General features: G+C 59.2%; 20 protein-coding genes. 12 read left to right on the top strand and 8 right to left on the bottom strand.

Going from position 1 to position 23939, the window contains the following annotated elements:
* Positions 1–3: 3 nt before the first annotated feature.
* The 3 genes from rpsR to HNR46_RS01630 all read left to right on the top strand — a co-directional run bounded on the left by rpsR (position 4) and on the right by HNR46_RS01630 (position 1700).
* Positions 4–246 (top strand): 30S ribosomal protein S18, encoded by a 243-nt coding sequence (gene rpsR, locus HNR46_RS01640; RefSeq protein WP_184015166.1) that lies wholly within the window; start codon positions 4–6, stop codon positions 244–246.
* Between the two features lie 70 nt (positions 247–316).
* Positions 317–1102, top strand: coding sequence for a GTP cyclohydrolase FolE2 (folE2, locus tag HNR46_RS01635; RefSeq protein WP_184015165.1), 786 nt, complete (start codon positions 317–319; stop codon positions 1100–1102).
* Positions 1103–1157: 55 nt separating this feature from the next.
* Positions 1158–1700 (top strand): hypothetical protein, encoded by a 543-nt coding sequence (locus tag HNR46_RS01630; protein ID WP_221284953.1) that lies wholly within the window; start codon positions 1158–1160, stop codon positions 1698–1700.
* A gap of 150 nt (positions 1701–1850) precedes the next feature.
* Here HNR46_RS01630 and lysS read toward each other — a convergent pair whose 3' ends face one another.
* On the bottom strand, positions 1851–3329 hold the full coding sequence (gene lysS, locus HNR46_RS01625; RefSeq protein ID WP_184015161.1) for a lysine--tRNA ligase: 1479 nt from the start codon (positions 3327–3329) through the stop codon (positions 1851–1853).
* 476 nt (positions 3330–3805) lie between these two features.
* On the opposite strand from lysS, the gene HNR46_RS01620 reads away from it, so the two are divergent.
* Positions 3806–4159 carry a hypothetical protein gene (locus HNR46_RS01620; RefSeq protein WP_184015159.1) on the top strand — a complete coding sequence of 118 codons (354 nt, stop codon included), beginning with the start codon at positions 3806–3808 and terminating at the stop codon, positions 4157–4159.
* A 5-nt stretch (positions 4160–4164) separates the two neighbouring features.
* Positions 4165–4509: a hypothetical protein gene (locus HNR46_RS01615; protein WP_184015157.1), complete on the top strand. Its 345-nt coding sequence runs from the start codon at positions 4165–4167 to the stop codon at positions 4507–4509.
* Here the strand turns inward: HNR46_RS01615 and HNR46_RS01610 are convergent, their stop codons facing one another.
* Together HNR46_RS01610 and aroC are read right to left on the bottom strand one after the other, a co-directional pair.
* Positions 4510–6174 carry a DUF5722 domain-containing protein gene (locus HNR46_RS01610; RefSeq protein ID WP_184015155.1) on the bottom strand — a complete coding sequence of 555 codons (1665 nt, stop codon included), beginning with the start codon at positions 6172–6174 and terminating at the stop codon, positions 4510–4512.
* A gap of 114 nt (positions 6175–6288) precedes the next feature.
* Positions 6289–7374: a chorismate synthase gene (gene aroC, locus HNR46_RS01605; RefSeq protein ID WP_184015153.1), complete on the bottom strand. Its 1086-nt coding sequence runs from the start codon at positions 7372–7374 to the stop codon at positions 6289–6291.
* 174 nt (positions 7375–7548) lie between these two features.
* On the opposite strand from aroC, the gene HNR46_RS21125 reads away from it, so the two are divergent.
* From HNR46_RS21125 to purC, 3 genes are all read left to right on the top strand, one after another.
* Positions 7549–9510 carry a glycosyltransferase gene (locus tag HNR46_RS21125; protein WP_184015151.1) on the top strand — a complete coding sequence of 654 codons (1962 nt, stop codon included), beginning with the start codon at positions 7549–7551 and terminating at the stop codon, positions 9508–9510.
* Positions 9511–9577: 67 nt separating this feature from the next.
* The gene (locus tag HNR46_RS01595; protein WP_184015149.1) at positions 9578–11689 is read left to right on the top strand and encodes a right-handed parallel beta-helix repeat-containing protein; all 2112 of its coding nucleotides are present in this window, start codon (positions 9578–9580) and stop codon (positions 11687–11689) included.
* Positions 11690–11729: 40 nt separating this feature from the next.
* Positions 11730–12446, top strand: a complete 717-nt coding sequence (purC, locus tag HNR46_RS01590) for a phosphoribosylaminoimidazolesuccinocarboxamide synthase (protein ID WP_184015147.1) — start codon at positions 11730–11732, stop codon at positions 12444–12446.
* A 64-nt stretch (positions 12447–12510) separates the two neighbouring features.
* Here the strand turns inward: purC and HNR46_RS01585 are convergent, their stop codons facing one another.
* The 5 genes from HNR46_RS01585 to HNR46_RS01565 form a co-directional block, all read right to left on the bottom strand.
* Positions 12511–14400 carry a DUF4340 domain-containing protein gene (locus HNR46_RS01585; RefSeq protein WP_184015145.1) on the bottom strand — a complete coding sequence of 630 codons (1890 nt, stop codon included), beginning with the start codon at positions 14398–14400 and terminating at the stop codon, positions 12511–12513.
* 9 nt (positions 14401–14409) lie between these two features.
* Positions 14410–15930: a motility-associated ABC transporter substrate-binding family protein gene (locus HNR46_RS01580; protein ID WP_184015143.1), complete on the bottom strand. Its 1521-nt coding sequence runs from the start codon at positions 15928–15930 to the stop codon at positions 14410–14412.
* On the bottom strand, positions 15930–16682 hold the full coding sequence (locus HNR46_RS01575; RefSeq protein ID WP_184015141.1) for an ABC transporter permease: 753 nt from the start codon (positions 16680–16682) through the stop codon (positions 15930–15932). The genes HNR46_RS01580 and HNR46_RS01575 overlap by 1 nt, the downstream gene beginning before the upstream one ends.
* Before the next feature lie 92 nt (positions 16683–16774).
* A complete protein-coding gene (pdxH, locus tag HNR46_RS01570) occupies positions 16775–17410 on the bottom strand; it encodes a pyridoxamine 5'-phosphate oxidase (protein WP_184015139.1) in 636 nt (211 codons plus the stop codon).
* Between the two features lie 122 nt (positions 17411–17532).
* Positions 17533–20187 (bottom strand): lamin tail domain-containing protein, encoded by a 2655-nt coding sequence (locus HNR46_RS01565; RefSeq protein ID WP_184015137.1) that lies wholly within the window; start codon positions 20185–20187, stop codon positions 17533–17535.
* Between the two features lie 192 nt (positions 20188–20379).
* Between HNR46_RS01565 and HNR46_RS01560 the strand changes: the two genes are divergently transcribed.
* The 4 genes from HNR46_RS01560 to HNR46_RS01545 all read left to right on the top strand — a co-directional run bounded on the left by HNR46_RS01560 (position 20380) and on the right by HNR46_RS01545 (position 23824).
* Positions 20380–20901, top strand: a complete 522-nt coding sequence (locus tag HNR46_RS01560) for a GbsR/MarR family transcriptional regulator (protein WP_184015135.1) — start codon at positions 20380–20382, stop codon at positions 20899–20901.
* 59 nt (positions 20902–20960) lie between these two features.
* Complete coding sequence (locus HNR46_RS01555; protein ID WP_184015133.1) at positions 20961–21455, top strand: hypothetical protein; 495 nt, start codon at positions 20961–20963, stop codon at positions 21453–21455.
* Positions 21452–22462 carry a TIGR01777 family oxidoreductase gene (locus HNR46_RS01550; protein ID WP_184015131.1) on the top strand — a complete coding sequence of 337 codons (1011 nt, stop codon included), beginning with the start codon at positions 21452–21454 and terminating at the stop codon, positions 22460–22462. Before HNR46_RS01555 ends, HNR46_RS01550 begins: the two co-directional genes overlap by 4 nt.
* Before the next feature lie 66 nt (positions 22463–22528).
* Positions 22529–23824, top strand: coding sequence for an AI-2E family transporter (locus HNR46_RS01545; RefSeq protein ID WP_221284952.1), 1296 nt, complete (start codon positions 22529–22531; stop codon positions 23822–23824).
* The last annotated feature ends 115 nt before the right edge of the window (positions 23825–23939 follow it).

Below are 23939 nucleotides of genomic sequence, written 5' to 3'. Positions count from 1 at the left end.
ATCATGTCCGAACCGAAGACCGTCGAACGTCGGATCGCCTTCCGTAAGGCGAACCGCACCATGCCCCGCCGCCGTCTGGATATCCCGACGGAAAATGTGAACTACACCCACCCCGAGCTGCTCGCGAAGTTCACCTCGGACACCGGGAAGATTCTTCCGCGCCGGGTCACTGGCGTGTCGGCCAAGCTGCACCGCAAGATCACCCGCGAGATCAAGCGCGCCCGTGCCGTGAACCTGATGCGCTGACCTGCGCGTCCGGGAAACCATCGAATCCAGGCCCGTCCGCGTTCGCGCGTACGGGTTTTTTTTCGCCGTGATGAAGGAACTCAAGGATACTCAGAATGAGCGGGATGACCGCAATCTGCCCATCGACCGAGTCGGTGTGAAAGGACTGCGCTTTCCCGTCGAAGTGCGTGATAAGGACGGCTCGACCCAGCGTTCGGTGGCGACGGTCGCCCTCGCGGTCGATCTTCCCGAGCACTACAAAGGCACGCACATGAGCCGCTTCGTCGAGGCTCTGAATGCTCATGGAGGCTGCCTGGATGTGCGCTCCATGGCTTCGCTGCCTGCGGAGTTGTTGAGGCGGCTCGATGCTCGGAAGGCTCATGTGGAGTTCGAGTTTCCCTTCTTTTTGTCCAAGCCTGCCCCGGTTACCGGCAAGCCGGGCTTGATGGACTATGGCGTCAAATTCGAAGTGGAGGCGGAACGAGATGGCGATGTCGACTTCGTCGTTACCATTCAGGTGCCCGTGGCCACGTTGTGTCCGTGCTCGAAGCAGATCAGCGAGCGCGGAGCTCACAATCAGCGGGGGATCGTCACCTATTCGGTCCGTTTTCGGGAGCCTGTGTGGGTCGAGGATCTGATCGCTCTCGTCGAACGGTCGGCCAGCTGCGAGTTGTATAGCTTGCTGAAGCGACCCGATGAGAAGTTTGTCACTGAGCGAGCCTATGACAATCCGGTCTTCGTGGAGGACCTGGTGCGCAACGTCGCTTCACGCTCCAATGCTCATGACGATATTGTTTGGTATCGTGTGGAGGCTGAGAATTTTGAGTCGATTCACAATCATCAGGCCTACGCGGTGATTGAGAAACCTCGTTCATGATCGACTGATTTCTTGCGGTTCGAGACGTCTCTCTTCATGGTGAGATGGCTCGGACATGCAACAGGGATGGGACATAGAGGAAATGCTTGGCGCCGGCATTGGCTCCGCCGTGAAGCGTGGATTCGCGTTTGTCAGTTGTGTGGCGCTGGCTGTTGGCCTGGTGGTGGGGGTGTTGTGGCTGTCCGAAGCGTTCAGGAAGCTGTTGCCCTTCGAGATTTTACCAGACTTTTTCGTGAATTGGCTCCATGCCATTCCAGGTATTGAACCTTATAATACGATCCCGATCCTTCTGCTCCTTGTGGCATTGCCCATCGTGGGCGTGCGTCTCTTCACGGATGAAGAGGACTTATGGCGTCAATTCATGCGTTCGTTGACGACCCTTTCGGTGCTGATGCTGACCGGCCTGCCCGATTGGGATTGGGTTCGCTGGGTGGCAGTGGGGATGCTGGTGAGCTGTTTGGTGATGGCGAACCTCCTGGGGCGGATTCTGGAGCGTCGGAGGCACCAGCGTTTTGAGCACGAATTGTCGGTGCTTGCGGAGGAGAATCGCCTTCGGCGAGAGACTTTGGAGCGCGAATTTGGACCGCGAGAGGTTTGAAGAGGCGGCTGTCGACGGATGATAGATGCCGGGTGACGCCAACAACGCGGGCACTCCTGCTAGAAAGCCGAGCCAAGGTGCCGCACTCGAGGGCCGCTACCTTGGCTGATTTGAGTCGAGTCGGTTCGACCGGTGGAAAGACAGTCGATGTCAGTCCTTCTTTTTGAGAAGGGGGAAGAGCACGACATCGCGGATGGTCGGAGCACCGGTCAGCATCATGATGAGGCGGTCGATACCGATGCCAATGCCGCCGGCGGGTGGCATGCCGTGTTCGAGAGTCTCGATGAAGTCGTAGTCGACTTTTTGTTCTTCTTCGCCGCCCGCTTGGTGCTCCAAGCGATCTCGTTGCACATCAGGGTCGTTCAGCTCGGAGTATCCGGGGCTGATTTCCTGACCGTTGATGATCAGTTCATACACTTCGACGGTCTTGCCGCCGGGGGTGAGCTTGGCGAGTGGCACCAATTCGCTGGGCACGCGGGTGACGAAGCAGGGATTGAAGGTGTGTTCTTCGACCTTCTTTTCGAAGACTTGCTGGATCACCTCATAGTCTTCCATTTCTGGGGAGATCTGGACACCGAGTTCGTCACACTTTGCACGGCGAGCTTCGGGAGTGATGTCGAAGAAATCGTCACCTGCCACATCTTTAACGAGGTCATGGTAGTTGGCGCGCTTCCAGGGGCGAGTGAGGTCAATGGTGCGAACGACATTTCCGTCCTCGTCCTTATGTTCGATTTCGAGCCCGCCGCAGAACGTCTCGGCCAGATGGCAGACGAGGCTTTCCACCAATTCGGCCATGATTTCAAAATCAGCAAAAGCCTGATAGGCCTCAAGCATCGTGAACTCCGGGTTATGGCGTCGGGAGATGCCTTCGTTCCGGAAATTGCGATTGAGTTCGAAGACCTTGGTAAAGCCACCGACAAGAAGCCGCTTGAGGAATAGCTCAGGAGCAATCCGCATGGTGAGGGGCATGCCGAGGGCATTGTGATAGGTCTCAAATGGACGAGCCGCCGCTCCTCCTGCGACGCTTTGCAACATCGGTGTTTCGACCTCCAGGTAGCCGCGATCGTGGAAGAATTGGCGAATTTCCGCGACCATTCGGCTGCGGGTCACGAAGATCGCGGCGCTCGCTTCGTTCGACATGAGGTCGAGGTGGCGCTTGCGGTAAATGAGTTCGCGGTCGGCGACGCCGTGCCACTTATCAGGCATCGGACGTAGCGACTTCGAAAGAACGGTGAAGCCGGAGACTTTTATGGTGGGTTCACCGGTCCGGGTGACGAAAGTTTCGCCCTCAATGCCGATCCAGTCTCCACGATCCAGGCAGTCAAAGACCGCCTTTTGGTCTTCGGAGAGTTCTTTGATCGCAATGAAGCCCTGGATCTGTCCGTGAATGTCTCCGAGGTGGAAGAAACAGGATCGGCCCATGTTGCGGAGGCCATTGATCCGGCCGGCAACTTTGACCTGAAGTCCTTCGGCGAAGTTTTCCCGCAGGCCTACCGGAGTGTGGGTTGTTTCGAAGGCCGTGCCGAAGGGATCGACACCGAGATCGCGCAGCTTGGCCAATTTCTCGCGGCGGACGGCGATCAATTCGGCTTCGGTCGATTGGTGGGTGGAGGCGGTGTCTTCGGACATGGCGGGGCAGGCTTTAGAGCAACAAAGTTCGAACGTCCAATGCTGAAATGACCCGGGTTGAAGGAAGGAGCACAAGGACTCCGAGGCCCAAATCGCCTGCGACCCAGGAAAAGACAGGGGAGGCATCGGCATTCGCCTCCGAATGGGCAATGGCCCCCGTGGTGGCACTCCGGTAACCGCTCGATCCGGATTCGGGAGGGTCGGGAACGTCCTCCGATTCTCGAGACGCCCGCGAGGATGATGCCTCTGATTTGAGATGGCTGAGGATGGTGGTGGTCGATTCTTGAGCCGTGATGGCGTGGATGACGGGCCAAGGGAGCCCCTGAGAATTCGTCAGTTTGCAAAATGCATTTCGCGACGAAGCATCTTGCCCTTTGCATGATGAAGGGGGAGGCGCGAGTCGAGATAAAGACCTGAAATCGCTGGTTTCTTGGGGTTTGTGGGATTGGCGCAGGGATTGCGAGACAGCAGGAGTTATGTCCGATTTTGATCCAACTCAGGGAACCTCTCCCGAAAATCCTCGCGCCGAATATCCGGTGATTCCACCGCGTCATGTCGATGAGCCGAACAAGCTCAAGAAAGCGACGGACTGCGCCTGTGAACGGCTTCAGAAACTTACTTGGCCCGAGATTGCCGTCGCGGCGGTCGCTGGTTTTGCCATTGGTTGGTTGGTGGCATCGCCGCGACGGCATCCGACTTTGGGGCAAATCGTGGATGATTCGCTGCGCCCATGGGCTTCACGTGGGCTCAATGATGCGTTCGACACGATGCGCCACAGCCGCCCGGTGCACCTCGTTCAGGATGGCATTTCGAAACTCCGTGCTTCTTGATTGGCATGAGCGATATCGATCCCAAAACCCATCCTGAACAGTGGATGGAAGAGAAAGCGGGTGAAGGAGCTCGCAAGGTGCGTGGTTACTGCGACGAGTTGAAGGACGCGACGCGCCGCCATCCTGCTCAAGCTTTGGCGATTGCCTTCGGAGCAGGCTACGCGGCACGTTCGCTTCCTTTATTCCGCACTGCCGGATTGACCTTAAGGGGAATTGCCGGGGCAGCTCCTTACGTCCTCGCCCTGATTGGCGCCGCGCGAGCCTACGAAGCCATTCGGAACGAGCGCATGGCGCAAGCCATGGAGGCAGAAGGACCCACTCCGACTCCCTTTCCCAACTCCCAAGGGTGATCAATTTTCATGAGGCACGGTGTGAATCACCGAGGCCTCATGGAGGGGTCCGGTGGTGGGCGTATAGGGCTCGCAGGCTTCGGCCTCGCGAGCCGTTGCGAGGTCTCGATAAAGGTACCAAATGGGCTTGGGCTGGAGCGCTGCGCCCGGTTCGTCGGGGAATTTTCGCAATCCGATCCTGAGGCCTCCCTCGCCTCGGTTATCGATCCAATTGTGGTAGTGCCACATGCGGATTTCGGGGAGAGCCATGATTTTTTTCCATGCGAAAGCCATGCCAGCGGCTTGGTCGCGGAGTGCTTGCGGAGAATAGTCTGGCGAGTGAAATCCGTTCTCGGTCAGATGGATCTCTCGGGTTTCACCACGATATTGCATGGCGGGTTGCTTCATCCACTCTGTGAGAACTTCGAGATTTTTGGGAGTCACCTTCTCGCTGGAAAAGCGGAAGGTCGCTTGATGGTCTTCCCAAGTGCGCGGCTGGAACAAATTTTGGGGGTAGGGATGATAGCCGAGTGCCCAGGGGAAGTCTCCTTCCACGGCGGTTCGTTCGCCGAGCATCTCCAAGAGCAGCTTCGATCCATACCACTCCGGCTTCCCCGGATTCGCCCAGTGGTGGGTGAGACTCACAAAGGCGCGGGCATGAGGGTCAAATTGACGGAGTGTGAGATCGCTGAGTCGCAGGGACCGCAGGTAGAGATCAAGGTAGGAAGCAGCAGAAAGGGGCCCTGCATTGGTCCACTCGCGGCCGGCATCCACTTCGTTGTGGATGATCCAATGGTGAACTCTTCCATAGGTTCCCTCGGGGCGTGACCACCGCTCGGCCATGAAATGGAGGAGCCCGCTGTAGAGAGTGAACGCATCCTCTTGGGTAAGCTGAGGCATGGCGAAGATCCCTTCCGCGGTGGCTTGGGGATGTCCCAAAATTTTCAAAACCGGAGAAGCGTCGCGGGCCGGATTGCCGACCAGCAGGATCAGGGAAACCATGACCTGATGTCGAGCGGCTTCCTGGAATGTCGCGTCGTAGTCCTCGATCGTGCTCCGGCGGAGGTAGTAGGTCCGGCCCATCCAAGGGAACTCCAAGCTGTCTGCGCCCGGGCCATCGGCCACGAGGCTATGGACAAGGAGATTGACGGTAACGGCGGAGATTCCGAGTTCCTCAAGTTCATTGTCCAGCCTTCCACGATGCCACCCGCCCAGGCCTTTTTTGCTGCGAATCAGGGCAGGAGGTAGGTCTGGAGATCGGCAGGGGACGACTTCAGGATAGCGAGCGTGGGAGCGCGGAGTGAGGACTCCTCCTTTTTCTTCGACCACCCTCCAGCTTGAATAAATTCGGTCGTAAGGCATCTCGTGGCGCCATCGATGCCGGGGCACGACGACACGGAAAATGCCGTGATCATCCGTGGTGAGTGGCAGGGTCGTCTCAAATCGATCGGGAGACGTTAGCAATCGATCAAGCGGGATGTCGGCAAGCCGCAAACCCGCTGGGAGGGGACCGGCACGTCCTTCAATGATCACCTCATCCTTGCTGACCTCGACCTTGTCGATCCGGTCTGGGTAGGATTGGTGTTGTTCCTGAAGTAGATCGGCTTCCGCAACGAAGGAGGCCTCCTCTCCATGTCCTTGCAAGGAGAGGGCCCCGAGGATGACCCCAAAAAGACCGCGTAACATGGGCAGAGATACGCTTCATCGCCGAGTTCGGTATCACCTGAAGTGGATGACTTCAGCCAAGTGCGAATCGCCAGAAGTGCGACTGCTCTGCCCAAGGGTCGCGCTTCTAACGTCTCACTGACCGCACTGACCGCGTTGGCGAAGGAGGTGGTCGCAGAGGACGAGGGCCGCCATGTTGTCGACCATGGGAACGGCACGCGGAAGCACGCAAGCGTCATGCCGACCTTTGCCTTTGAGTTCGGTGTTTTCGCCGGTGGAGGTGACGGTTTCCTGAGAGGTCATGATGGTGGCGGTCGGTTTGAAGGCGACGCGGAAAATGATGTCTTCGCCATTGGAGATGCCACCTTGAATACCGCCTGAGCGGTTGCTGGTGGTCCGCACTTTGCCATCGACCATGCGAAAGGGATCATTGTGTTCGCGGCCGGTCATGCGGGCGCCTGCGAATCCAGAACCGATCTCAAATCCTTTGGTAGCGGGGAGCGACATCATCGCCCGGGCCAGTTCGGCTTCGAGTTTGTCGAAGACAGGTTCTCCAAGGCCAGGAGGGCAGCCGCGGATGACGCATTCGACGACCCCTCCGATGGAGTTTCCTTCGGCCCGGATGTCCTTGATGCGTTGGATCATTTTCTCGGCAGCCACGGGGTCACCGGTGCGGACGATGTTGGATTCAATTTGCTCATGGGTGACGGTGGCGGGGTCGACCTGGGCTTCGAGGTCATGGATGGATTTGACCCATGCGAGGATCTCCAGGCCGGGAGCAAGGGTGGCGAGGACTTGGCGGGCGACAGCGGCACCGGCCACACGACCAATGGTTTCGCGAGCGGAGGCGCGTCCCCCACCTGAGGGAGCACGGGTGCCGTATTTGGCATCGTAGGTGTAATCCGCGTGGGAGGGGCGGTATTTGACGGCCATTTCGTCGTAGGAGCCGGGCCGTTGGTCTTCGTTTTTGACGACGATGGCGATGGGCGTGCCGAGGGTGAGGCCATCGTGGGTGCCGGAAAGAATGACAGCGGTGTCGGATTCTTTCCGCGGGGTGACGATGTCGGACTGGCCAGGGCGGCGGCGATCGAGCTCGTGTTGGACGTCGCTTTCGGTGAGGGGGATGCGGGGAGGGCATCCGTCAATGATGACGCCGACGCCTCCACCGTGGGATTCGCCGAAGGTGTGGATGCGGAAAACGTGGCCGAAGCTCGAAGACATGGGTGGGAGTGTAGGAAGGATCAGGCGAGTGCGAAGCGCGAAGTGGTCTGAGGTGACAGGAGAGCCGCAGGAGGCGGCGAGGGATGTGTCGGAATCGACACTGGATTTTTTGCAGGATGGGTGCGGGGGCCGGGTATGGGGTTCTGCGGGCGGAATTTGAGCCGTCTTGAATCGATGAGAGTGGACATCATCACCGACACGTACGTTCCGGATATCAATGGAGTGGCCATGACGTTGGGACGTCTGGCGAGCGGCCTGCGCTCGAAGGGACATTTGGTGCACGTCATTTGCAGCGGGGAAACGCAAGAGGCCGGGCAAACGCCGGTCGCGGCGATCACGCTGCCGGGCTATAAGGAAGTGCGAGTGGGCCTGCCGGGACCTTTCAAGCTGCGGAAGCGGTGGATGAAGCGGCGGCCGGATGCGATTTATGTGGCGACGGAGAGTCCCTTGGGGGTTTCAGCCATCAAGGCGGCCAATTCATTGGGAATTCCGGTGGCGACGGGTTTCCACACGAATTTCCATCAGTACATGGAGCAGTATCGTTTGGGCAGCCTGCAGCCTGCGACGATGGCTTGGTTGAAGCGGGTTCACCGGAAAGCGGCGGTGACTTTGGCACCGACGCCGGATGTGGTGGAGGCGCTGCGTGCGGAGGGGTTCGAAAATGTGGCCTTGTTGGGGAGGGGGGTGGACACGGAGTTGTTTCATCCTGAACGCCGGGATGGGAGCTTACGGACGGCCTGGGGTGCCCGCGAAGGATCGCCGGTCGCGCTGGTGGTGGGACGGGTGGCTCCGGAGAAGAATCTTCCTCTGGCGATGGATTGTTTTCGCAAGATGCGTGAGCGGGTGCCGGATTTGCAGTGTGTTTGCGTGGGAGATGGGCCGGTGAAAGAGGCCTTGAGTTCCAAGTATCCGTTTGTGCACTGGGTGGGGGTGAAGAGCGGCGATGAGCTGGCTGCGCACTATGCCTCGGCCGACATTTTGTTGTTTCCGAGCGAGACGGAGACTTTTGGGAATGTGCTGCTAGAGGGAATGGCTTCGGGTTTGGTGACCGTGAGCTATGACTATGCGGCGTCCGCGCGCTACATCGACCACGGGGCCAACGGTTTGAAGGCGAAAAAGGGCGACGATGATCAGTTCCGGGCCTTGGCGGTGGAAACTTTGCAACATTGGCAGGGAGACATGCGAGGAACGGCGAGGCTGTCGGTGGAGGGCTTGGGGTGGGACCGTGTGGTGGAGACCTTCGAGGGTGAGCTGGAGCGGATTGCTCGCGGTGATGAGCTGCGTCCGTTGGGCCTGAAGGAACGCCGCAAGGTGGGAAAGATGAGCGTGCGGACGGTTTTCCTCTCGGATATCCACCTGGGTACGGTGGAGAGCAAGGTGCACGAGGTGACGGACTTCATTGAGCACCTGCGCTGTGAGAAGCTCGTGCTGAATGGGGATATTGTGGACGGGTGGGCATTGCGCCGCGGTGCTAAGTGGCGGAAGCGTCACAGCCGCTTCGTGCGGAAGGTTTTGAAGAAAACCGAGAAGGAGAACACGGAGGTGATTTATTGTCGGGGAAATCACGACGACATTCTCGATCGATTCCTTCCTCTGGCGTTCGGGTCGATTCGCTTTGTGAAGGAGCACATTCACTTGGGAGCCGATGGCAAACGCTATCTGGTGGTGCACGGGGATGGTTTCGATAGTGTTTCCACCCGCCACAAGTGGTTGGCGGTGGTGGGGGCGTTGGGCTACGATTCGATGTTGGTGATCAATCGTTGGTACAACCGTTGGCGGGCATGGCGCGGCAAGGAGTACTTTTCACTGAGTAAGAAGGTGAAGGCGAAGGTGAAGTCGGCGGTGAGCTTCGTGGACAACTACGAATTGCAGTTGCAGGAGTATGCGCGGCGTCGTGGCTGTGACGGGATCATTTGCGGTCACATCCACACGCCGGAGGATCGTGAGGTGGGAGGGATCCGGTATTTGAATTCGGGAGATTGGGTGGAAAGTCTCACGGCCATTTTGGAGCACCACGACGGGCGAATGGAGTTGGTCCACTACGAGGAGTTCATGGCGCGCCTGGGTGCGGAAGCGGTGGAATCGGCGACACGAGAGCGGCAGGGCGACGGGGATCCGGTTGCGCTATCTGCCTGAAAGATGAGGCTCTTATCCCAATGGACGCTTCCCGAACCCGGATGCGGGTGCTAAAGCGACTGCATTCATGACCCTGGAAGAGGCACGAGCGACATTGGGGATTCCGGCGGAGGAGACTTCGGAGGAGGCGGTGAAGCGTCTGGCGGAAGCTCGGGAGCGTCTGGCAGAGATGGTGCGGATGGCCCCCACTGAGAAGTTGGGCGATCAATTTCAGGCGGAGTTGGTGAGTTTTGACAAGGCGTTGGCGGCTCTGCGGGAGGATGCGGAGCGGCGGCGCCAGGAGAAGATGGCTGGCATGATGGCTCTGGTGCCGGGTGCGGTCACGGGAACGGTGGTGAAGTCGAAGCGTGAGGGTTTTCTTGATGAGCCAAGTCCGCCGAAGGTGGTGAAATCTCAAACGATCTCGTCGCCTGTGAGTGCGACGGTCCCCACTCCTCCTCGTGCTGCGGAGGAGGAAGAGACTTTTTCTGAATCGCATGGTGCCGCGGTGGTGCCGTCTTCGGAGGTCGACGAGGATGCGGTGGCGGAGCGAGAGGTGGTGAAATCTGGGTCGGGTGGACGGTTTTTCGCCTGGGCATTTTTGTTTTTGGTGATTGGGGGCGCGGGCGGTGGGTGGCTTTACTTCAAGCAGGAAGAGCAGCGACGTTTGGAGGTGACGCGGGACATGCTGACTCTGGAGAGGCTGGGAGCGAATCTGGTAGCGAATCGCCGATGGGAGGAGGCAACCCAGGTGTATTTGCGGATGGAGGAATTGGTGCCAGAGTCCGAGCAGGCTCGGGTGGGGCGGGCGAGCATCGAAGCGGGACGGCGCGAAGAGCAGGAGCAGTTTGTTGGCTACTGGTCGGGTGCCTCCCAGGCGGCGTTTGAAGCGGGCCGTCTGGATGAAGCCTTGGAGGCTGCCGATAAGGTTCTGGAGCGCTATCCCGAGGATGCTGAGGTGCATGCTTTGAAAGGCCAGATCGTGGCAGCACGGCGGGAGGCGGTCCGCAGTCAGTTGAGCACGCAAGTGCGGGCCGCGGTGGAAAAGAAAGATTGGGAGGCGGCCGAAGCGGGAGTGGCGGAGTTGGCGAATCGGGTTCCGGAGGACGAGATGATTTCGGTGTTGGCGAAGGAAATCGCGGCGGGCCGAGAGCAGGCGCGGATCGATCACGAACGGGCGAAGGAGCTGGCGAATTCAGCTCGGCTGCGGGATGCCGGAAAGTTTGATCCCTTGGTCTTGGAGTGGATGCGTGAAGCGGTGGCATTGGCACCGGACGATGCGGAAATTCGGGAGCTGTATGACCGGGTGGCTTCGTATACGCGGACGATTCATGTGCCGGGGGAGGTGGCGACGCTGGGCGATGCCTTGAAGGGTGCGCGGGCGAAGGATCGAATCGTGCTCGCGGCGGGCACGTTTGAAGCGGGGGTGGTGATCGACCTGCCAGTAGAGCTGGAGGGCGCGGGCTTGGAGGAGACGGTGCTGGAATCGCATGCGACGGATGCTCCGACTTTGACGTTTGGGCCGGGAGCGACGGGCACGGTGATCCGTGGGTTGAGTTTTCGCTCCACGGGTTTCGATGTTGCTGAGCTGCGATTTCCTGGCGTGCAGGTGCGCGGTGGGGAGGTGGAGTTCAGCGGCTGTGCTTTCCGCGATGCTTCGGGAAATGGCCTGGAGGTGATCGATGGCGGGCTGGCGAAGGCTTCCAAGTGTCTCTTTGAGAACAATGGATGGGATGGTTTTGCCGCGCGAGGAAAGGGCAGCAGGATGGAGGCTCTGGAGTGCCGCTCGATGGGGAACTTCGCGCATGGGTTCGAGATTTGGGACGGAGCTTCCGCGCGGATTCTGAAGTCGGTGGCGCGCGAGAATACCCGGAACGGGATTTTAGTGGACTCCGTGGCAGATGATCTGGAAGTGGTGGGCAACCAGCTACGGGGAAATCGTGAGTATGGTCTGTTGCTGAATGCCGGGGCCGCGGGGAAGGTCGCAGACAATGCATGCCGCGGGAATCAGCTCGGAGGTCTGCTGGTGCGTTTTGCGGCGATGAGTGTGATCGTGGAAGGCAACACGATCGAGAACAACGAAGGCAGTGGATTGATTCTGGAACAGGGGTTGCGGGCGGACACTTATGAGTCCAACCAGCTTCGCTCGAACGAGGGACGGAACTTGAACGACAACGTTCGTTTCACTGCTGGCAACTGACGCGCTTGACCGGATCGCGGGGGCTCCGTACGTAGGCTGCATGACTCCTCTTTACGAAGGCAAGGCCAAGCGCTTGTGGGCGACCAGCGATCCGAATGTGCTCCGGATGGAGTTCAAGAATGACGCGACGGCTTTCAATGGTGAAAAGAAGGCGAGCTTCGAAGACAAGGGTCGCCTGAACAACGCCATCAGCACGCTGATTTACGGCATGTTGGAAAAGGAGGGAGTGCCGACCCATTTTGTGCGGCAGATCGACGAGACGAATGTCGAGGTGCGCAAGGTGGAGATTTTGATGGTCGAGGTGATTGTCCGGAATTTGGCAGCGGGCAGCTTTTGCAAGCGCACGGGCGTGGAGGAAGGTCGCGAGTTTTCCCGTCCGATCGTGGAGTTTTCGATCAAAAGCGATGAACTGGGCGATCCCCTGGTGAATGACGATTACATTCGCGAGTTGGATCTGGCCTCTGAGGCGGATCTGGCGTTTCTGCGGGAAGCGGCGCTGAAAGTGAACGAGATTCTGATCCGGTTTTTCGGAGAGTGCGGATTGAAGTTGGTTGACTTCAAGTTGGAGTTTGGGCGGCTTGCTGAGGATCCTTCGCAAATCGTGCTGGCCGATGAAATTAGCCCTGACGGCTGCCGGCTGTGGGATTTGAAGACGGGGGAGAAGATGGACAAGGATCGGTTCCGCCGTGATCTGGGCAACGTGATGGAGGCGTATGCCGAGGTGCTGGATCGGGTGAAGAAGGCGACGGGCGCTTGATTCCCCACGCTGGCCCGCCAGAGGATTGATTTTGGACCGTCGCCCGCTGGAGGGCGGCGGGAGATCAATCGAAGGAGAAGAGGTCGACCGTGAGTTGGTCGAGGAAGGGGCCATTGATCAGGAAGGTATCCGGTCGTGCGCTGGTGGCGCCGACGCGTCCTTTGATCGCGAGCTGGATGCGTTTGACGCCTTGGAGTTTGCCTTGGTCGTCGATGTCTTTGACGAGCAGCTCAAGGAAAACATCCGGAGAGGCGAAGATGGTGGTGGGATCCACTTGGCCAGGGGGGAGCCAGTTGGTGACTTTGGGATCGAGGAGGTGCTTGAGCAATTGACCGGCGCGGCCGGTGTTGAGATCTGCGCTGCGGGCTGGGTCGCCGCCGTCGACGGTCCATCGTTCGGAGGCGAAGTCGTAGAGGAGTTGCAGGGGGGGCTGCCCCCCGATGCGCCGACCGATCCCGAGAACGTCGGGTTGGGAGATGCGCCAGAGTTCCGGGCTGCGCCATTCCCAGATTTGAGTGGGGATGACTTGGAGAAGTGAGGAGTCGATTTTGACCACCGTTGTGGTGCCTGCCCGCATGGCGTGAATTTGTCCGTCAGGAGCTTCGCCAAAGCGAAGTTCGATGACGGAGTTGTCGAAGCCACTGAATCGCAGGACGAGGAAGGGTTGGTTCAGGCCATAGGGAGAGAGGTCGGTAGCGGTGTCGGAGACGAACTCAGAGACTTTGGCTTCGCTGACGGTTTTGAGGAGGGTGAAGAGAGCTTGTTCGTTGGGTTCCTCAAGGCGGTCGTCGACGCGGAGGCCGAATCGATCTGTCGGAGTGGGCCGGGTGATGAGGAGGTCTTCGCCCGAGGCCGGGGAGATGAGGATGCTCCGAATGCCCGCAGGGGTGATGGAGGTGAGGGTGGGATCCCGGAGGGCGTTGACGGAGAGGGGGAGCTCGTTGAGGGCGACTTTGATGTCGGGATTGGCAGGTTTGACGAGCGGCAGTTCGAAGACGGTGTTTGGCCGATCGCTGACGGTGGCCATGACGGTCTGGGAGACTTCGGTTTCGGGAGGGTAGATATCGAGGACGACCTCTTCACCGGTGGTGAGGAAGCGCAGGCCGACCTGGCGATGGGCCTGGCTGTTTTCGGAAGGGAGGGTGATTTCGTCCCGGTTGTGGACGCGAACGGCTTCGAGATCGTAGAGGCCCTGAAGGAGGGAGAGGATTTTTTCGGAGTCGGGATTGAGGTCGAGAGGCTTGGTGATGTGCCACTCGCCTTTGGCTTTCTGGGTGAGGAGGAGTTCGCCTTGGTCGGATTTGATCCGGACTTGGCCGATCACGTAGGGGTGGAAGAGGAAGGGGTGGTGATCGCGCAGGCGACGAAATCCATCGCCTAAGAGTTCGAGGATGTTTTCGCGATCGGTGCAGGCGTAGACGTAGTCTTTGCGACTACGGTCACGAGGCGTCACGAAGACTGTGGGGATCGTTTCTCCGCTTTCTGAATCGGTGCCGAACCAAGGGGTGCGGTGGCCAATCCAGAATTTTGCGAGGGGATCGTCGGCTTTGTTGGAGACGCGAAGTTCGATTTTGCCGCGAAGGGCGCTTTTGCCGTCTTCGACGCCGATGGCGGAGCTTTCGAATTTGTCAGTGGGAATGCCACCTTCGACTCGGGTTCCGAGCATGAAGGCCATGAGCCGTTGGGCAGCGCGGGAGTCCATGCGGTCTTTCCACGGAGCGATCATCTGCCAGCCATCGGCTTCGGTGTGGCGGCAGTGGGCACCGACGCCATTTCCGGCGAGGTAGATGTCGGTGACTTCTTCGGGGTTGAAGCGGTAGAGCGGCTCGCCTATGGGGGTGGTGGGCTGGCCGAAGATGCGGGAGAGGTCTCCTTCACGAAAGTACATCGAGGCCATCCCGACCGCGATGAGGGAGGTGATGAGGAGGAAGAGGGTGGCCAGGTAGGATCGCATGGGCGGGTCTTAGCTCCGGCGGGAAGACCAGATGAAGGCTCCGATGACGAGAATGAGGGCTGGCATCAGGAGCAGGTTGATGCGGTTGATGAAGGTGACTTGCGGAGGAAGCAGGGGCAGTTTGTAGAGGCGCAAGTTGGCGGGGCCTTCGCCGGCGAGGTCTTCGCGACCGATGAGCCAGTTGGCACAGGAGGCGAAGAAGTCGAGGTTGGTTTGGCGCAGGTTGTCGGGGGCGAGGAAGTCGGTATTGCCGATGACGACCATGCGGGAAACTTGCCCGGCGAAGCGGTCGTCGGTGGCATTGCCCCGGACGACGGCAGCAGCGAGGTGAGGGCCGGAGGTTTCGCCTTGAGGGTCCTGAACGGGAAGGGCTGGCGGAGCGAAGTCGCGGTCTCCCCAGAATTGGCTGCCCGCATCAAGGAGGGAGTAGGGCATGATCCTCTGATTCAGCAAGTCTTCGGCATTTTCACGAACTTCAAGGCTACGGGTGTAGCCTTCAAAGAGGGTGGATTTTTCGGCGAGGTCGCGGAGGAAATCGAGTCCTTTGGAGAAGGAGGCGGTGACGGTGGTCTGGGTGGTGTTGCTTTTGACGGTCAAGACCCGGTCGGATTGGGGGGTGACGCCGCTGGTGCGGAGGAAGGCGCGCAGGCGGGGAGGCACGTCCTTCGAACCGGTGGTGACGAGGATGGAGGCACGGGGGCGGCGCCAGTAGCTTTCGAGGACGGAGATTTCGGCCGGAGAGAATTCGGTGACTGCACCAATGATGGCGATGGATTCGACATCTTCGGGGATTTCCTCGGTTTCGGAGAGGGAAACGCGTTCAGCGAGGATGTTCTGGGTGGCGAGCTGGGTGACGACGACGTCCCAGATGCCTTCGTTGCCAACGCTGGTGAGGTCACTTTTGTCGGCAAAGATCCACATGCGGCGCGGTTTGCCCTCGATGGCGTTGACGAGGCTGGCGCGAAGGGCTTCTTCGCCGATGAATCCGCGAACTTTGCGCTGATTGCTGGAGTCGGTGTCGTGAACGAGCATGTCTTCCAGGCGAACGATTTGGACGTGTTTCCCGTCCATGGCCTGGGTTTCCCCGCTATCTTCTGACTTCGGGCTGGCGTCGATGACGACGAGGTCCTGAGTGAACTGGATGCGGTATTCAGCAGCGAGTGATTCGGCGAGGTCGTTGGCGCGGATGGGATCGAGGACGGAGATCTTGACTTTCCCTTGGGAGAGGCGGGCGAATTCCTCGGCGACGGGGCGAATCCGGGTGTAGAAAGGGGAACTCGCCCGGAAGGCGACGATCATGTGGATCGGGTCCTCGCGATCCTGAACGGCGGGCGACTCAAGGTAGCGCCGGGTGGACGGGGAAAGGGTGAACGTGAGGTCATCGCTGACATCCCAGGGCCGATGGATCTGGGAGGAGAGGAAGTTGATCGCCAAAAAAAGCAGAAGGGCGCAAACGATCTGGAGGACCGAGAGAAAGCCAATTCGGAAACGGCGAACGGAGCGGGCAGGGGGCTTGGGGTCGTCAGACATCAGCGTTTCCAGCGGCGGTAATCGACCACGTGGTAGGTCAGGAAAAGAACGGTGGCGGCGAGGGAGAGGTAGTAGACCACCGGTTGGGTATCGAGCCAGCCGAGGGCAAAGTTGTTCATGTGGTTTTGGCTGGAAATGTAGTCGAAAACGCCAACGCCGCGGAATGCGCTGCCCCAAATGACGGGGACGTAGCCGAAGAAGTAGAGGAGCACCAGAAAGGCCAGTGTCAGGAGGCCGGCGATGATTTGACTGGAGGTGAGGGCGGAGGCGAAGCAACCGATCGCCGTGAAAGCCGTGCCCATGAGGACAAAAACAAGGTAGGTCGAAAGCATTTCACCCGGCGTCCAGGCATCCGGGAAGTCAGCGACCCAGCCGAAGAGGTTGAATTGCACGACTGTGGGCAGCAGGGCGATGCAGAAGAAGATGAGAGCGGCGAGGTATTTGGATCCCACCACATGCCAGGTTTTGACGGGGGCGGTGAGCAGAGTTTCAAGGGTGCCGGAGCGCTCTTCTTCTGCGAACAATCGCATGGTGATGAGCGGAAAAACAAAGAGAAACCAGAACCAAAAGACCGGTGAATGGAAGGTCAGAAAGGTGAGGCTGTACTGCGAAGGGGTATCGATCAGACCTTTCATCGCGGTGGAGATCCCGACGCCATTGGCGAGGGTGATCGCGGCCACCACCACCCAGCCGAATGGGTTGTAGATGAAGCTCTTGAACTCCTTGCGGAGGAGGATGAGAAGGGTGGACATGGAAAATCGGGCTTGCCGTTCGGGCGGGCCGCTTGATTACGAGATGCAGAGCGGGCGGAAAACCAAAAAAGCGGATGATCCTGCTCCGGAATTCAAGGAGAGAGTCGTTCGATCTCCCAGCCGGTTGCCTGCTTTTGGTAGAGGAAGCGGTCGTGGAGGCGAGCAGGTCCACCTTGCCAAAATTCCACGGTTTCGGGAACGACCCGGAATCCGCCCCAGAACGACGGAAGGGGGATCTCGCCGTCGGAGAATTTGCGCTTCAGCTCGTCGAGCTTCTGCATCAGGAGTTTGCGCGAGCTGATGACAGAGCTTTGTTGGGATACCCAAGCGCCGATCTGGGAGTCGCGGGGCCGGCTGGAAAAGTAACGCAATGACTCAGCGGCGCCGATTTTCTCGGCTCGTCCCTGAATGATGACCTGCCGTTCCAGGGTGATCCATGGAAACATCAGGGACACTTGGGGATTTTCGGCGATTTGATGGGCTTTGCGACTTTCGTAGTTGGTGAAAAAGACGAAGCCTGAGAGATCGAAGTATTTCAACAAGACCGTGCGCAGAAGCGGCATGCCTCGCGCGTCGACGGTTGCTAAGGACATCGCATTGGGCTCATGGACCTGCAAGGCCATCGCCTGTTGGAACCAGGCTTCGAATTGTTGGATGGGATCTGCGTTCAGATCCTCGCGGCGGAGGCCCTTGGCGGAGTATTCTCTGCGGAAGTCGGACAGGTCCATGCCCGACAGCCAAGCGGGTTTCGGGGACCCATGCATGCGGAAAATGCCGGGCAGATTCAGAGACCAAAAAGCGGCTCCGGAATTTCCGGAGCCGCCGAATAAGAGGTCGAAAGCGATCGAGCTCAGTTTTGGGTGACGACGAGCCGGGCGAAGAGCTTGGCGCTGCCCTCGGGAAGGGTATAAGCGATGGTGCTGGTGTCGTTGGTGTCCGGGGTGACCGCCACCCAAGGATCCGTCACGCCGAGGTCGGTGGAGACTTCAATGCTGTAGGTGATGTCGGTGCGCTCTTCCGTCGACTTGGTGAAGCTGAGGAGAGAACCATCGAAGGAGCCTGGTGATCCATCGGCGACCTGGGGATCGAGTCCCAGAGCGTATTCGATGAGGTTGGCGATGCCGTCGCCATCATCGTCGCCCGAGGCACCTAGAGTGACTCCGTTGGTGGTGGCCCAATCCGCAAAGCCAGGTTCCTCGACCACGATTTCCTCGGTGGAGATGATCAGTTCGCCCATGCCGATTTGTTTGGATGCTCCTGTGGTAAGACCGCGATCGCAGGACCAGACCAGTTCGAATTCGGCACCCGCCGGAATGCTGAGGCCGGAGAGGCTCGCGGTGACGGCTTTGTTGACGCCGTCTTCAGTGCTGTAGGAAAGCTCGGGAACTTCCGTGCCGTTGAGGCTCACGGTCCAGATCGGCGAACGGGTCTCGGTGACGCGGGCAACTTGACCCAGGTAGTAGAAGTTGAGCGCCGTGAGGGTGGAACCGGTATCGTTGACCATGCGCAGGGTGAGCTCAAGGGTCTGTGAGGTCGAAGTGTGTTGGTAGCCGACGACGCCTGGGCTGCTCATGTTGCCACGGAAGCCTGCGCTGGAGCCCGACCCCCAATCTCCACCGAAGGAGTTGCTGCCCCCAGTGCTGATCCCTGTCCATCCTGCTGGGAAGGTGCCGTCGAAGGCATCGAAGGGCTCACTGTAGGTGCCGGTGAATGAAGGGGCGGGATCCAAGGTCAAAAATTCTGCGGTGGCTCCATAGGTGGTGCCGACGCTGTTGGTGGCATAAGCACGCACGGTGTAGGAGGTGCTGGCAGTCAGACCCGTGAGGGTGCCATCGAAGGGAAAGACTCCCGCAAATTCGCTTGGGAAATCAGTCACTCCGGTTTCGCCAATCTCGGGAGTGTCGTCGACAGAAGTCGGGGCGACCACAAAGCCCATGGTGGTGATTTCAGCACTGCCCTCGCTCAGGGTTTCTGAGGAAACTGAGGCACCCGACGTGGTGACTGAGGTAAGATCGACGGCGGTGGTGGAAACGGTGGGAGGAAGCGCTGTGGAGCCCACTTCGACAGAAACATTGGAAATGCCGATTTGCTTTGAGCTGCCGGAACTGAGGCCGCGGTCGGAGGTCCAAGTCAGGGTCACGGTGGCGCCATCTTCGATGGCGAGATCGCTGACCGTTCCCGTTTTGGTGATGCCGTCCCCTTCGGCGGTGGAGTAGTGCAGCGAGGCAATGGTGACGCCATCGACGGCCACTTCGTATTGCGGAACACGAGTCTGGTCCGCTCGCGAGACGCGTCCGTCATAGGAGATGGTGAGGTCGGTGATCGTGCTGCCCGTGTCGTTGAGGAGGGTCAACTTCTCCACCAAGATCCCGGTGCTGCTGGAATGTTGGTAACCGAGCACGCTGGCATTGCCGCGGAAGCCACCAGTGGTTCCGGTGTTCCAATCCCCGTCATAGGTGAGATCAGCTCCTTCGAAAGTCCAGCCCTCGGGCACCGTTTCGCTCGATACGAAGGAGGCGAAGTCCTCGGTGTAGGGGCCGGAGTTGTCGAGCACTGCGAGACCCGCGGTGGCGAAGGTCCAACCGTCGGTGGCAGAGATCCCCTCGTAAGCATTTCCGCTGAGATCGAGGATCGTTCCGGAGTCGATGAGGATGTAGTATTCCGTGGCAAGCTCCAGGGGAACGGTGGGTGCCAGATAGACGTCTTTGCCAAAGAGAATGACGTTGCCGCTGGTGCTGTTGATGTCGAAGGCCTCCACGACGGAATCGTCGGCGGCATCATAAAGAGTGATGCTGCCAGTGGCGCCGGGCATGATGGCCTCATTGAAGCTCATCAGAATCTCAGTCGGGGCACTGGCAAGAATGACGCCATTGGCTGGAGAAAGGCTCAAGACAACCGGAGGATCTTCGTCCAACGAAGTCGTTGGAGTGGCCGATGGGGCGGGTTTTGGACTAAATTCCAATGGGTTGGCGGAGGTTCCGCCATCGCCGACCAAGGTGTATCCGGCAGGGAAGAAGGTGCCATCGGGCCCCACCGTCACGTTGGGAGTGATCGCGACACCTCCATCGTTGGCGGTGTCGGTTTCGGTATCCGCATCGGTCAGGAAAGCGGCGTAAGCCACCGCGGAGGAGCTATCGCGGAGGATCACGGTGCACGACGCATTCATCAGGGAGTCGTTGGCAAAGGTCGCATCCGGTGTGATCTGGAAGGCGCTGGTGAATTCGGCCGACCCAAGAAGATAGAAGCCATTCGCAGGAATCGTCGCCCCGTCGAGCGAGAGGGTCAGGGTATTGGCGCCGTAAGTCGTGTCGCTTTCGCCGTTGTTGCTATCGAAAACTTCGATGGTCCAACCGGTGAGATCGATGGCACTTCCGGAGGTGTTGTAAAGTTCGATGAATTCGCTGTCGGTACCGGTCGTGCTGGCAATCATCTCGTTGATGACGACCTGACCAGAGGCGGGCAGGGCCGCGAGTGCGGCGAGGAGGGTCGTTCGGATTGGGGTCATGAGCTTGTAACCGAATGGTGTAGCAGAGCTTGGGCCAGCCTCTGCAGGGTTGCGGGTCTGCAACGTTTGGGAGGCTGGAGCCGGAGATCAACTTTCGCCTTTAGTTTATCGTGACGCTCTTGTCACGAGGGAAGGGGCGGGCTGAAGATTCTGCTTGATGTGATCGAATTTTCAGGAAATAGTGAAAACGTAATGAGCGACGAGGCAATCCGACTGAGAGAGGCGAGGGAGCGATTCGTTGCCCAATGGGGAGCCATGGGGAGTCAGTGGGGGATCAATCGGACGATGGCTCAGATTCATGCGCTTTTGATGACGACTCCGGAGTCGCTGAGTACCGATGAGGTGATGGAAGCTCTGCAGATCAGTCGGGGCAATGCCCATAGCAATCTCAAGGAATTGGTCTCGTGGGGTTTGTTGCGCATCATCGTCAAAAAGGGAGATCGAAAGGAGTATTTCGAAGCCGAGAAAGACGTCTGGCAGATCTTCAAGACGGTGACCCGGGAGCGGAAGCGGAGGGAAATCGATCCGGCTTTGGGAGTTTTGCGGGAATGCGCTGCGGACAGCAAGGAGATGGTGAGTGCTGAGGGTCAGCAGTTTCACGAGCAAATGCGGCAGTTGGAGGAGTTCGTGGGCTTTGCGTCGCGGGTGGCCGATCAGGTCGGTTCGATGAAGCATGGATTTGCCATTCAGATGGCGGCCAAGCTGCTCGGGTGAATGTTCCGTTTTGTTAGGGATGAGTTTCAGAATTTATCGAAAATATCATAATCGGGAAAATGAATGATTTTCAATTGGGAGGGGAATGGGGACAAGATCCACCGAGCGGCCAACGGATTTTGGCGACGAACCGGCATGCTACGGTCCACGGTTCGAGCTTCCGTGGAATGGTTCTGGGGTGGGCAGCGCAATGCAGCGCGCTGGGAGGGATTTCGCTTATCCGGATCGGTTGGACATCGGTGGATTGGGCGGACTGGGGGGGATTCATGGTGGTTTTCGTTTTGATGTCAGGGCTCGTGTGTGGGATCGCATGGCTTTTGGTGGCGATGCCCGTGACTTTTTGTCTGGCGAGCTCGATTCACGCGGGGCTGTTGGAGCCGGGAGTGTTTGGGGTGATGGGTGCGAGCCTGGGCTTGCTGATGGGGATTCTGCCATGGGTGATGGATTGGGGGATTGCCGTGGCATGGGGTTTTGGGGGGCTGGCGGCGGTAGCAGGAGGCGTCTGTGGGATATGGACCGCGGCTGAGTTGGTCCGGAAAGGAGGCCGGGCATGAAAGGGAATGTGGTGATTTTTGGGGCCAATGGGTTCCTGGGCCGGTATTTGACGACGCACTTTCTGAATCAGAGCCGGGAGGTGGTCGCGGTGGCGCGTGTGCAGGATGGCATGGATGAACGGGCGATGTCTTTGCCTTGGGACGGGGCCTCGCAGGGGCCATGGGCGCTGGCGATGGAAGGGGCGGATTTGGTGATCAATCTTGCGGGGGCAACGGTGAATTGCCGCTATGATGAGGAGAATCGGCGTCGCATTCTGGAATCTCGGGTGCGCTCGACGCAGGCGATCGGAGAGGCGATTGCCGGGTGTCGAAATCCGCCTCGGGTTTGGATGAATGCGAGCTCGGCGACGTATTATCGGCATGCCGAGGATGGCCCGCAGGATGAGTGGGGGGGCGAACCGGGTGAGGGTTTCTCGGTGGGCGTGGTTCGTGCGTGGGAGGAGACTTTTTTTGCGATGAAGGTGCCCGGGTCCGTGCGCAAGGTGGCGCTGCGGACCGGGATGGTTTTGGCGATGGAGAAGGGCACCGTATTGGAAGTGTTGAGCCATTTGGTGAAGTGGGGCCTGGGCGGTGCGATGGGGAACGGGCACCAGCGAATGGCTTGGTTGCACATGGACGATTTTCTGGGCGTGGTGGACTGGCTGGAGGATCAGATTTTCCTCGATGGGGTGGTGAATCTGGTGGCACCAGACGCTCCGACGAATGAGCAATTCATGGCGGAGATGAGGCGGGAGTGGGGGATGCCGATCGGAATGCGATCGAGGGAGTGGATGCTGGCCATGGGGACTTGGCTGCGTGGAACGGAGATGGAGTTGGTGTTGAAGAGTCGTTGGGTGGAGCCGGCGCGGCTGCTGGGCGAGGGATATGCCTTTCGATGGCCAGCGCTGGGGCAGGCATTGGCGGATCTTCATCAGCGTCCGGGGTTGCGTGAGTTCTTCGCTCCCAGAGACTGCCGGAGCATCGGCCACCGTGCATGGGTACCCGGGCATCGAGTGGAACCCGCATGAAATCTTCTAAGAGACAAAGGAATCCTTTGTCACCCGTTTCGCGGGCGACTAGACTGGCGCGTCGAAATGAGTAGCGCTGCTAACGCCAATCGCCGTCCGCGCGCCGCCCAGGTGCTCGTGATGCTGGCTGCCTTGGTGGTGCTGGTTGCGGGTTTGAAGGCGGCGCAGACATTTGTTGTGCCGATTCTTTTGGCCTTCTTTATCGCGACGGTGAGTTTTCCGATCACGAACTGGCTGCGCAACCGGCGGGTTCCGCGGTCGATTGCGGTGATGTTGACGGTGCTGGTCGACTTCGCCTTTCTGACCGGGGTGATTGTGTTCGCCTTGTCGGTGGTGGGGGAGTTGCAAGCGCGGTGGAATAGCTACTACGGACCGCTTACCTTTGGGAAACTGGAGCAGGCGGTGGAGTCTTTCGCGAATACCGAGGATCAACTGCGTCATTGGTGGCAGATGAATCCGGCTCGGAACCCCGAGATGCAGTCGGAGATCGACACGCCGACCGAGGAGGAGCTGGAAGCGGCGCCGAGGGCCGAGGTGATCGAATATCCTGAACCGGAAGGGCAGGAAGACAACCGGTTGGCAAAGGCTGCCGAGTTGATGATCGGTCAACTGCGCGAGGTTCAGGTCTCGCAAATCTGGAATTTGGGAACGGGTGTCTTGGGCACCATGGTGAGTTTCTTGGGAACGACGGTGCTGGTGGTCATTTTGACGGTCTTCATGCTGACGGAAGCGCGCATGTTTGGACGGCGGATGGATGCGATTTGCGAGGCCCGGGGGCCCAACATTCAGCGGATGTTAAGCGCGCTGCGGGACACTCAGCGTTATCTCGGAATCAAAACGGCGATCAGCTTGGCGACCGGAGTGATGGCAGGAGCCTTGTGCTGGGCTGCCAACATCGACTTCTGGCCGCTGTGGGGGATTTTGGCTTTCGCGCTGAATTTCATCCCGGTGGTGGGGTCGGTGATCGCGGGAGTGCCACCGACATTGCTGGCATTGTTGGTTTCGGGACCTCCCTACGCATTGGCGGTTTTGGGTGGGTATCTTTTGATCAATACATTCCTCGGCAACGTTTTAGAGCCGATGTTGATGGGCCGTCGCTTCGGCCTTTCGACTTTGGTGGTGTTGGTGTCGGTGATTTTCTGGGGCTGGCTTTGGGGCCCGATCGGCATGCTGCTGGCGGTGCCACTGACGATGGTGGTTAAGGTGATCCTCGATAACAGTGATGAGTTCCGCTGGATTGCGGTCGCGATTGGGAAAGAGGGACGTCGGCCTGCTCAGGAATCGCGCATCCTCACCGAAGGGGCCAAGGAAAAGGGCGACGAGGTGGTGGGAGAAACCGCCGATGTCGCAGGAGGTTCCTGAAGGTGCGGAGAAGCATCCGTGGCGTGTTCGGGTTTTGAGCCGGACGACCCTTCCCAGTTAACCCAAGAGGGTGCTTGGCGCTTCCCTTCGAGACTGCTAGAGGGATGGGAAACCC

Source organism: Haloferula luteola (genome assembly GCF_014201715.1).
Lineage (GTDB): Bacteria > Verrucomicrobiota > Verrucomicrobiia > Verrucomicrobiales > Akkermansiaceae > Haloferula > Haloferula luteola.
The sequence above is the reverse complement of the archived record's forward strand: the minus strand, read 5'-3'. Positions and strand labels throughout refer to the sequence as shown.